Origin of the sequence: Nocardia sp. NPDC050175 (assembly GCF_044459885.1) — a bacterium.
Lineage (GTDB): Bacteria > Actinomycetota > Actinomycetes > Mycobacteriales > Mycobacteriaceae > Nocardia.
Genome location: NZ_JBITJI010000007.1, coordinates 502,973 through 512,765, shown reverse-complemented (window position 1 = coordinate 512,765; position 9,793 = coordinate 502,973). Strand labels below are relative to the sequence as shown.

Below are 9,793 nucleotides of genomic sequence, written 5' to 3'. Positions count from 1 at the left end.
GTGAAACCCCGCGCCAGACCGTGAAACCCCGCGCCAGACCGTGAAACCCCGCGCCAGACCGTGAAACCCCGCGCCAGACCGTGAAACCCCGCGCCAGACCGTGAAACCCCGCGCCACACCGTGAAACCCCGCGCCACCCGGCCACCCGCTTCTTGTCCAAAGCGCTTGGGACGCAACCGCAACCCGATCGCGACGTGAGAACCCATCCGTACACCCGTTGTGTCAGCCCCACACCGCCTGTACTGGGTGTGGGGCTGACACAGTGGGTGTACGGCGGTAGCTTCACCACCTCGGGAGCCGAGATTTCGCTGATTTTTGGGCTCTCGAAACGCCACCACAGCCAGATGACCACCTCGGGAACGCGACATCGCGCACCTGACGTGCACCTAAAGCCGGGTACGGCAGGCGACGCGCCCAGCACTACTCACGGGAAAACGTGGATAGGTCTTCAGCTTCTATGAACTGCCCCACCTGCGGAGTCCTAAGAAGCACTTGCCCGGAAAGGTCCACCTTTTCGAGGATCTCTAGGTGTACTGATTCGGGTTGGTGTGCGGAGAGATCTCCGGTGGTGTGCTGTCCCCGAGGTTGTCGACTGGTTCATCGGATGACCGGAGTAGTGCTGGGCACGTGAGGTGGGGTCCCCGACCTTAGTTATCGGTCAGGTGCGCGATGTCGCGTTCCAGCGTGGTCATCTGGCTGTGGTGCTGTTCTCGAGCGCTTTCGAAGGAATAAGCGTGTCGTGTGGAGGTTTGGCGGTCGCTGGATCTCCGATGCGCGCCCTTTGCGGTGGCCGAACACCCTTTCCTTAACCTGCACACCCGCTGTAGCGGGTGAGCGGCTCAGAGAGACGGTGAGCGGCTGAAGAGGGGGTGTGGTCTAGGCGCGTGACGTTGTTGCGTTGCTGGACAACGAGGTTGGGGGTGGTCACCGGACGTGCTTGCGCACGTCCGGTGTTCAGGAGGTGGTGACTACCACTGCAGGCCGGGCACCACCCTGGCCACGCGGGCGGCAGGGCCGGGCATCGACATGAACGGCATGAGGACCGGGGCTAGCACGGTCAGCGGGCTGCGTCCGGGGTTGTCGGCGGGCTTCTTGGACGGCTTCTTGCCCTGTGCCGCAGTGGATTCGCCGAAGAGGCGGAAACCCTGGTGCAGGATTGTTCGCTTGACCGAGGGCATCAGTAGGTCGACGGCCTGGGCGAAAGTGCCTACGGGGGTGTCGATGCGGTGCGGGCGGTCCTCGAGGGCGCGGACCACGATGGTGGCGGCCTGGTCGGGGTCTGGCACCGGCAGGGATTTGTAGAGGTCGGTCGGGGCGATCATCGGGGTGCGGACCAGTGGCATCCGCACCGAGGTGAAAGTGATTCCGACGTCTCGGTTTTCGACCGCGGCGATTTCGCTGAAGTTGTCCAGGGCCGACTTGCTCGCCACGTAGGCGGCGAAGCGTGGCACCTTGGTCTGCACCGCGATGGAGGAGATGTTGACGACGTGGCCGAAGCGGCGGGCCCGCATCGAGGGCAGCAGCGCCAGGATGAGCCGGACCGCGCCGAAGTAGTTGACCGCCATGGTTCGTTCGAAATCGTGCATGCGGTCGGTGGAGTTCAGCACCGAACGGCGGATCGAGCGGCCCGCGTTGTTCACCAGGTAGTCGACGTGACCGTGCTCGGTGAGGATGGTCTGCACCAGCGTCTCGACCCCGTCCGCGTCGGTGATGTCGCACGGATAGTCATGGGCGACACCGCCTTCCGCGCGCACCGAGTCGGCGGCGTCGGCCAGGTCGTCCTTGCCGCGGGCCACCATCAGCACGATGGCGCCACGCCGGGCGACCGCGTGCGCGGTGGCCAGGCCGATGCCCGACGACGCACCGGTGATCAGCACGACCCGGCCGTTCAGCGGCTCGTTGGACACCGCGGGCTGCCCGCGGTGCGCGTCGAGGTGGTCGCGCCAGTACTGCCAGAGCTGGCCGGCGTAGCTGTCGAAGGACGGCACCGACAGTCCGGTGCCGCGCAACTGCGCCCGCGTCGAGTCGGAGATGAACTCCGCCGAGAACGACGTGTGCGGCGCGACGGCGGCCGGAATACCCAACTGCTCCAACAGGAAATCGCGCACCGCGGGCACACCGGGCAGCTGGGCCAGCCCACTCAGCGCACGGGCACTGAGCGGCACCACACCGATGCCGGTTGGCGCGCCCGCCGCGGTGGCCAGCGCGCCGTACACGTCGCTGAACGGCTGCGGTTCGGGGTTGACCAGGTGGAAGGTGCGACCGTCCAGGCCGGGCCTGCGCACCAGGGCGGCCATGGCGGCGGCCACGTAGTCGACCGGCACGATATTGGTCGCACCGAGATCGGGCAGCGGCATCGGCAGCTCCGACGGCAGCGCGGCCAGCCTGGCGATGGCCGGGAAGAAGTAGTACGGGCCGTCGATCTTGTCCATCTCGCCGGTGCGCGAGTCACCGACCACGATCGCCGGCCGGTACACCCGCCAGCGCACGCCCCGCGATTCGCGAACGAGCTTCTCCGCCGCGAACTTGGTCCGGTGGTACGGCGAGGTGAGCTTCTGGCCGAGGTCGAAGTCCTCTTCGAAGTACTTGCCCTTGTGGTCGCCCGCCACCGCGACCGACGAAACATGGTGCAGCACAGCGCCGATCGAGCGCGCCAGGGCCAGCACCGACCGGGTGCCCGCGACATTCGCCGCGTGCGCGGTCTCCTCGTCGGCGGTCATGTCGTAGACCGCGCCGAGATGGATCACATGATCGGCCTCCGGCGCCTCTCTGGTCAGGCCTAGCCCGTCCGCGGTGAGGTCTCCGACCAGCGAGAACACTCGCTCGCCGCCGTTCCATCCGGTGGCGAGGTCGGCAAACTTCTGCAGCGACTCCGCGCGCACCAGGACATGAACAACGGCCTCGGGCTCATGGTCCAGGAGCTCCTGAACGACCCGCCGTCCCAAGAATCCGGTACCGCCCGTCACGATGTAGGTAGCCATCGCCCTCTCCTGCTGTTCATTCGAACCGTGTTGTCGCACAAGTCATCCAGCATGCAACGGTGAATGCGGAGATTTAGGTTCGGCCGCGAGACGCAGACCTGACGCGGTAACAGCGATCGGGCCGAAAGTAGGAACCCCTTCGTCCTGACTTATACCGAACAGTAATGGGTCCTGATCGACTCCGGCAAGCGTTCCTTACGGTCTTCGGCTGTGGGACTGGTCACCCATCAGTGCAGGTCAAAGGGTAAGTGTTACAACGATTTCCAGGTATACCTTCACTGGTCAACTGACCAGTTCGTCATGGCTACCGGACAGCTATCGCGTCTCGACGCGGGCAGGCGGTAGCTGGACGGGCGACTTGTCGCGGAAAAGCGCTTCGAAGGCGTCGAGATCGGTGGGCCCGGGGACGTTGTCGGTGCCCTCGGTGAAGACTGCGAAGCCGTCACCGCCCGAGGCGAGGAAGCTGTTGGTGGTGATGCGATAGGTCGCGACCGGGTTCAGCGGCTGCCCAGCGATGCGGACAGTATCGCCAATTATCTTGGCGCCCTTGGGTGCTGAGTCAGAGTAGGCGTAGGAGATGCCCGCCAGTGACAGCATCGCGGGCTTGCTGGCATTGGTCCACTGCTGTTCGAGCAGGCGCAGCACTTGCTGGCCGGTGAGCGTGAGTGTGACGACCTGGTTGCCGAAGGGCTGGACGGTGTAGATGTCGCCGTAGGTGACCGGACCGGCCTTGATATCGGCGCGGACGCCGCCCGGGTTCATGAAGGCCGCCACCGCGGCCGTGGGTCCGGCGGTGGCCGAGAGCATCGAGTCCGCAATGACATTGCCGAGGGGCGAGACACCGGTCGCGTCCGGATCGTGCGGCAGCGCGGCGGCGGCGGAGCCGACCACCCGGGCCGTGCGTGGGCGGGCCTGCTCGGTGTAGAAGTTCACCAGGGCGGTGGCGGACGGGTCCGGAGTCACGTCGCGAGTCACCACCCGGTTGACCGCCGACGCGTGCACCCCGTCGGGGTTGAAGCTCAGCGTCAGGTCGGTGATGAGCCTGCCGTAGGACGCGGCCTGGGTGACCGACTTGCCGTTGATGGTGCACACGTAGGCCTGGTGGCTGTGCGCGGTGAACAGCGCGGAGACCGACGGGTCGACGCCCTTGGTGAGGTCGGTGACATTCGGGCTGATGTTCGCGCATCCGTTGTAGTCGACCTGGGCGCCACCGTCGGGGCGCTGGCTGCCGCCGTCGTGCATCAGCGCGACAACGGTCTCGGCACCCGCCGCCTTCATCTCCGGCACGTACTTGTTGATCGCCGCGACCTCGTCGCCGAACGTGAAGCCCCGAATGCCCTCGGGGAAAACGAGATTCACGGTATCGGGGGTCACGGTGCCGACGACACCGACCTTGTGGTTGCCGACCTGCAGGATGGTCCACGGCTTCAGCGAGGGCGGCAGCTTGCCCTCGGCATCGGTGACGTTCGCGGCCAGGTACGGAAACTTGGCCCCGGTGAACGGTTCTCCGGGCGAACACCCGTCCGGCGCGCAGCCGCCCTGCTGCAAGCGCGCCAATTCGATTACACCGTGGTCGAATTCGTGATTGCCGACCGAGGACGCGGCGACGCCGATGTTGTTCATGAACGTGATGGTCGGCTCGTCGTGGAACAGGCCCGACACCAGCGGACTGGCCCCGACGTCGTCGCCCGCCGCGACCACCGCGCTCGCCGGATACGCCGCCTTCAACCGTGCCAGATGCGTCGCCAGGTAGGCCGCGCCGCCCGCGTCGTAGCCGGACACCTTGCCGGTCGAGCCGGCCGGCGGCTCCAGGTTGCCGTGCAGATCGTTGAGCCCGAACAGGTGCACCTCGTCGGGCTTGGCTGCGGGTAGATCATTCGTCGAAACCAGGGGAATGACACCGGCCGCGGTCGACGTCGTCGGACCACTGCTCTTTTCACTGGCAGTGCCGCACCCTGCGACCAATGCGATGCTCATGACCCCGGCAACAACAGCGGCAATGCGACGGCGCGCGTTCATGCTCAGACTGTCCCACGCGCGGCCTGCCGCTGCCACCGCACACGCCCGTCGTCGCCGGTGTTCGTGCGGTGATCGTGTCGAGTTCACCGCGTATTCCGATGCGGGCGAGCGCAATTTCAATGCGGCACACCGATAGGCGCGGGGATGCCCCGTTTTAGGGGACGGTGAGTGACATACTGCCTAGTCAAAGGGACAGGCATGTGAAATTCACGACCACATGGAGGGCTCGGTCTTTGAAATCCTCAGCCAAAACCTGGGTGGTGACGTGCGCGCTCGCTACCACGTTCGCGCTGCCCGGATCGCCAGCTCACGCCGCTGGTTCGCTGTTCGGCGTCGCGCCGGAGGTAGAGCAGCAGATTTGCGACGGTAAAGACCACGACGACCGCTGGTATCAAGAGGTCGGCGAATGGTTGGAGCTCTCACCCGCCATCTTCGACAAACCGGTGCACAGCGAAACCCGCGCCGAACTGTTTCAGAATCCGGCGTTCGTCCCGGACACACGGAAGGCAACGTGTGAAAAGGAGGACCCCTATAACGAGAAACTCAAAGAGTTGATCACCAAGTACTACAAGCAGGGAAACCTGCTACCGGACTGCGGCACCACCGCTGGCCTGCAACGCTTCATCGACCGCCGCCTCGCCGTCTTCCACTGGATCGCCGCCAACGACTGGAACGCACCTAAGCCCCCCGCCCCCACCTGCTCGGCCTGAGCCGCGCCTTGGGTCAGCGGAGGAACTGGGCGACCGTGGCGGCCATTTGGGAGCGGAAAGCGGTGGGGGAGAAGGTTTCGGCGTGGGCTCGGATGGTTGCGGAGTTGTAGGTCGCGGGGTCGAAGTCGAGCATCGCTTTGGCCAGGTGGTCGATGACGGCGTCATCGGGGCCGTGCGGGATATGTTCGCCGGTGCTGCCCGGGTTGACGGTGTCGAGGGCACCGCCTTGGTTTACGGCGAGAATTGGTGTGCCGCAGGCCATTGCCTCTACCGGGACGATGCCGAAGTCTTCGACGCCGGGCATGAGCAGGGCTCGGCAGCGGCGGTAGGTGTCCAGTAGGACGTCGTGGGATGTTGCGCCGAGAAAGGTGGTTTCCCGGCCTGCGAGGGTTTCGAGGTGGGCGCGGAAGCGGCCGTCGCCGAGGATGACCAGGCGGCAGCCCGCGCGCTGGGCGGCGAGGATGGCCAAGTCGGGGCGCTTGTAGGGAACGAGTCTGCCTGCGAAGAGGAAGAAGTCGTCGCGGGGGATGGTGGGCTCGGGGGTGAAGCGGTCGATCTGGACCGGGGGATAGGTGACCGTTGCAGGTAGTCCCCACCAGTCGTTGACGCGGGCGGCGACGGCGCGGGAGTTCGCGACGATGTGGGAAAGCTTTGGGGCGGCACGTAATTCACCGCTGCGAGCCAGTCGGCCCAGTGCGGCGAGTGCGAGTTGGCCCGCGCGGCCGCCCGCCTCCTGGGCGCGGAAGTCCTTGTCCCAGGCCCATCGTGCCGGGCTGTGCACGTAGGCGATGACGGGAGCGTCGGTGGCGAAGGCCGCCTGGGTGGCGAAGGCGTGATGGCTGACAACGACGGCGTCGTAACGACTTCCGAGCGGGAGGCGGCGCAGCGCGCGGGGGACGAAGGGCAGCAGCGGCGCGTGTGAGCGACGGCCGGAGGCGGCGTAGGCGCGGCTGAGCCAGGTGTCGTGGACCGTGGTCAGCGGCGGGCGAACACCGGCGGGATCGACGATGGGCGCGAAAACCTCGGCGCCCGGCCATGTTTCGGAGAGTTCACCGACCACCGCTTCGGAACCACCGAATTCGGTGAACCGCTCGTGCACGATCGCGATACGAGGCTGTGTCATTCGTGCACCGGCGAAATCTGGCGCGGTGCCGCGCGGCGGCGGATGGCGGGAGCGACCGGGCGGCCTTCGAGGAGACCGTCGACGCTGCCCTGCTCGATCGCCTTGCGGTAGACGGCGGCCGCTTCCCGGCAGGCCGCGATCGTCTCGTCGATATCGGCGTCGGTGTGCGCGGCCGAGGTGACGAAGGATTGACCGAGCACACCCCGGTGCAGCAACTCCTGCAGGAAGAGCGTGCGGAACTCTTGGGAGGGCTGACCGTTGAGGTCACGGGTAACGAAGATCAGGCAGGACGGTCGGCCGAGCACCTGGAGGTAGTCGGCGATGCCGAGCTCGGTGGCCACCGCGTTGACCCCGTCCGCGAGGCGGCGACCCGCGTGCTCCATCTTGGCGATGGGCTCGCCGGTGCGGTACTCGTGCACGACCGCGCGAAACGCGGCGAGCGAACCCGATTCCGGGCCGTGCGTGGTGGACAGCAGGAAGACCCGGTCCTGGTCGGTGCGCAGGCCACCGAGCTCCATGAACTCGCGTTTACCGGCGAGCGCGGACAGCGGGAAGCCGTTGCCCATGGCCTTGCCCCAACAGGACAGGTCGGGCCGTACGCCATACACCGCCTGCGCGCCGCCCGCCGACCAGCGAAAGCCGGTGATCATCTCGTCGAAGATGAGCAACGCGCCGTGGCGGTCGCACAGGTCTCGAACGCCCGCGAGGAAGCCGGGCTCCGGTTCGTACAACGCGGTGGCGGCCTCCATCACGACCGCGGCCACTGCGCCGGAATCCAGCACGGCGGCGAGCGAGGGCAGATCGTTGTAGCGGAACCGCACGGTGCCCGCCGCGGTTTCGGCGGGGATGCCGCTGTCCATCGCGGTGGTGCCGATGAACCAGTCGTCCACCGAGAAGAACGGTTGATCGCAGACCGCGATGGCGGTGCGGCCGGTGGCGGCTCTGGCCAGCCGGACCGCGGCGGTGGTGGCGTCGGACCCGTTCTTGGCGAACTTCACCATGTCGGCGCCCGGCACGAGGGTCAGGAAGTCTTGCGCGGCAAGCAGTTCCAGCTCGGTGGGGCGGCTGAAACTGATGCCGTCGGCGATGGCGCGGTGCACCGCGTCGAGCACCGGCTGGCAGCCGTGGCCGAGGGTGACCGAACGCAGGCCCATGCCGTACTCGATGTAGCTGTTGCCGTCGGCGTCCCAGACCCGGCAGCCGCTGCCGCGCACCAGGATCGGCGCCATGAACTCGGGATACTGGTCCGCGCCCCTGGCGTAGGTGTGCGCGCCGCCCGGGACCAGATCGTGCAGCCGGGCCTGCAACTCGTTGCTGCGGGTGAAGCGGCGGGGTACCGCCGGATCCGCGGAAATAGACTCCATGGTCGGGCTCCTGAAGAGTCGGGTCGCACACGCACGGCAGACAGCCTGCGCGAATCCTCCCTGCGCGCACCGGTTCTGCGCATTACTGTACGTCGGCGGGATCGGCTTGTCCGCGCAACAGTGTCACCTGTCGGTCGTTTGATATACAGCCTGTCGCTTTTGTGCCGTTTCGGCGGAAGCTGTTCCGCCGTAGGTCATCCGGTGATCCCGCCATCTCGAGTCGTCATGGGTGATCGGGACCGATCGTTCGTCTCGCGGACGGTGCCGAGGATTCCACGTCCGGTTCGACCACCGGCCCGATGGTAACGGCCCACAGGTCGTGGTCGCCGCGGTGTCCAGTGGCGCCTACGTAACAGCGCATGCGCCCCTCGCGAGTCATGCCGACCCGCGCGGCGATATCGGCGGACCGGCCGTCCGCGGGCTCGACCGCCGTCGAAACCCGGCACAGGCCGAGCGGGCCGAAGGCGTAGGTAAGCAGCAGCCGCGTGGCCGCGGTCCGGACGTCGTCGCCGTGACCGGGCTCGGTCCAGACGAACATGCGCGCATTGCGGTCGAACATGTCGAGGTCGAACAGCCTGGCCTCGCCGACGTACGCGCCGTCGACCTCGATCGCCAGCACCAGACCGCTCTGCGCACGCAAACCCGGTCGGGCATAGAGGAATTGGCGCAGCCAGCGCAGTCGGCTGTGCTGGCGCGCCCATACTTCGTCGGCGACCAATGAATCCGGCTCCAGCGCCGCCCGACTGCGCAAGCGGGCGGCGCGCCACCGACTCCAGTCCGACAGTCGCCGGCTACGGACGACCACCCCCCGGCGTTCCGGATCGGCGAGCCGGACAGGCCGGGCGGCCTGCAATGGATCGAGTAGATGCAGTACTCGCCCCGCATAGAAGCGCGCGGCCGCTGCGAGCACCGCGCTCCTGGGGAACGAACCGCCGGTCACGTCCTCGGCCGGTGGCTGCGGTGGCCGGGCGTCGTAGCGGTCGAGCCAGGAGCCCACGAACCCGTTCGGCGGCACATCCGCCCTGGTGACCGACCACAACTCGTGGTCACGGCGGGAACCGCCCACGTCGAAGTAGCGACCCATCAAGGCTTCCCGCTGGAACCCGAGCTCGGCGGCACCGTGCGCGGCGGCGACATTCTCGGGCGAGATCGGCGCGGTGATCCGCTCCAAGCCGATCTGTTCGAGGCCGTAGTCCAGCAGCAGCGCCGCCGCGATGCCGCCGATCCCGTGCCTGGCCACCTCGGCGTCCACCCAGATGCCCAGTTCCGCGGCGCCGGTGGCGGTGTCGATCGAGCCGAGCTCGACCTGACCGGCGAACCGGCCGTCGACCTCGATCGCCGTGGACAGCCGGCGGCCAGCCCTTGCTTCGGCACGACTTGTCAAACATTCACGCACCCAATGGGTTCCGCAATGTCGCGCCGCCCAGTCGAGCGTCGAGCTGTACCAGAACGGCTCGATATAGCGCCGGTCCCGCAGCCGAATACGACGCCAGTGTGGGTAGTCCGCGATCCGGGCCTGGCGCAGCACGACGGCGTTGCCGTGCAGCGACACAGGACCGAGACTGATGCGCGCCAACGATTTCGGACTCGACATGG

At 67.2% G+C, this 9,793-nt stretch carries 6 protein-coding genes; 1 reads left to right on the top strand and 5 read right to left on the bottom strand.

Features of this window, described 5'->3' with window-relative positions; all coding sequences use genetic code 11:
• Positions 1–968: 968 nt before the first annotated feature.
• Together ACIBK2_RS26355 and ACIBK2_RS26350 are read right to left on the bottom strand one after the other, a co-directional pair.
• A complete protein-coding gene (locus ACIBK2_RS26355) occupies positions 969–2,981 on the bottom strand; it encodes an SDR family oxidoreductase (RefSeq protein WP_396970737.1) in 2,013 nt (670 codons plus the stop codon).
• 315 nt (positions 2,982–3,296) lie between these two features.
• Entirely contained in the window at positions 3,297–5,000 is a 1,704-nt protein-coding gene (locus ACIBK2_RS26350) for a bifunctional metallophosphatase/5'-nucleotidase (protein ID WP_396970735.1), read from the bottom strand.
• 200 nt (positions 5,001–5,200) lie between these two features.
• Between ACIBK2_RS26350 and ACIBK2_RS26345 the strand changes: the two genes are divergently transcribed.
• A complete protein-coding gene (locus ACIBK2_RS26345) occupies positions 5,201–5,710 on the top strand; it encodes a hypothetical protein (protein ID WP_396970734.1) in 510 nt (169 codons plus the stop codon).
• Positions 5,711–5,723: 13 nt separating this feature from the next.
• On the opposite strand, the gene ACIBK2_RS26340 is transcribed toward ACIBK2_RS26345, so the two are convergent.
• The 3 genes from ACIBK2_RS26340 to ACIBK2_RS26330 form a co-directional block, all read right to left on the bottom strand.
• On the bottom strand, positions 5,724–6,833 hold the full coding sequence (locus ACIBK2_RS26340; RefSeq protein WP_396970732.1) for a glycosyltransferase: 1,110 nt from the start codon (positions 6,831–6,833) through the stop codon (positions 5,724–5,726).
• Positions 6,830–8,197 carry a glutamate-1-semialdehyde 2,1-aminomutase gene (locus tag ACIBK2_RS26335; protein ID WP_396970730.1) on the bottom strand — a complete coding sequence of 456 codons (1,368 nt, stop codon included), beginning with the start codon at positions 8,195–8,197 and terminating at the stop codon, positions 6,830–6,832. Before ACIBK2_RS26335 ends, ACIBK2_RS26340 begins: the two co-directional genes overlap by 4 nt.
• 223 nt (positions 8,198–8,420) lie before the next feature.
• Positions 8,421–9,791: a GNAT family N-acetyltransferase gene (locus ACIBK2_RS26330; RefSeq protein WP_396970728.1), complete on the bottom strand. Its 1,371-nt coding sequence runs from the start codon at positions 9,789–9,791 to the stop codon at positions 8,421–8,423.
• Between the last annotated feature and the right edge of the window lie 2 nt (positions 9,792–9,793).

Bases quoted from the DNA above. Each gene is read 5' to 3' on its own strand.
- ACIBK2_RS26335 (WP_396970730.1), bottom strand. From the start codon at position 8,197: ATGGAGTCTATTTCCGCGGATCCGGCGGTACCCCGCCGCTTCACCCGC.
- ACIBK2_RS26355 (WP_396970737.1), bottom strand. From the start codon at position 2,981: ATGGCTACCTACATCGTGACGGGCGGTACCGGATTCTTGGGACGGCGG.
- ACIBK2_RS26340 (WP_396970732.1), bottom strand. From the start codon at position 6,833: ATGACACAGCCTCGTATCGCGATCGTGCACGAGCGGTTCACCGAATTC.
- ACIBK2_RS26330 (WP_396970728.1), bottom strand. From the start codon at position 9,791: ATGTCGAGTCCGAAATCGTTGGCGCGCATCAGTCTCGGTCCTGTGTCG.
- ACIBK2_RS26350 (WP_396970735.1), bottom strand. From the start codon at position 5,000: ATGAACGCGCGCCGTCGCATTGCCGCTGTTGTTGCCGGGGTCATGAGC.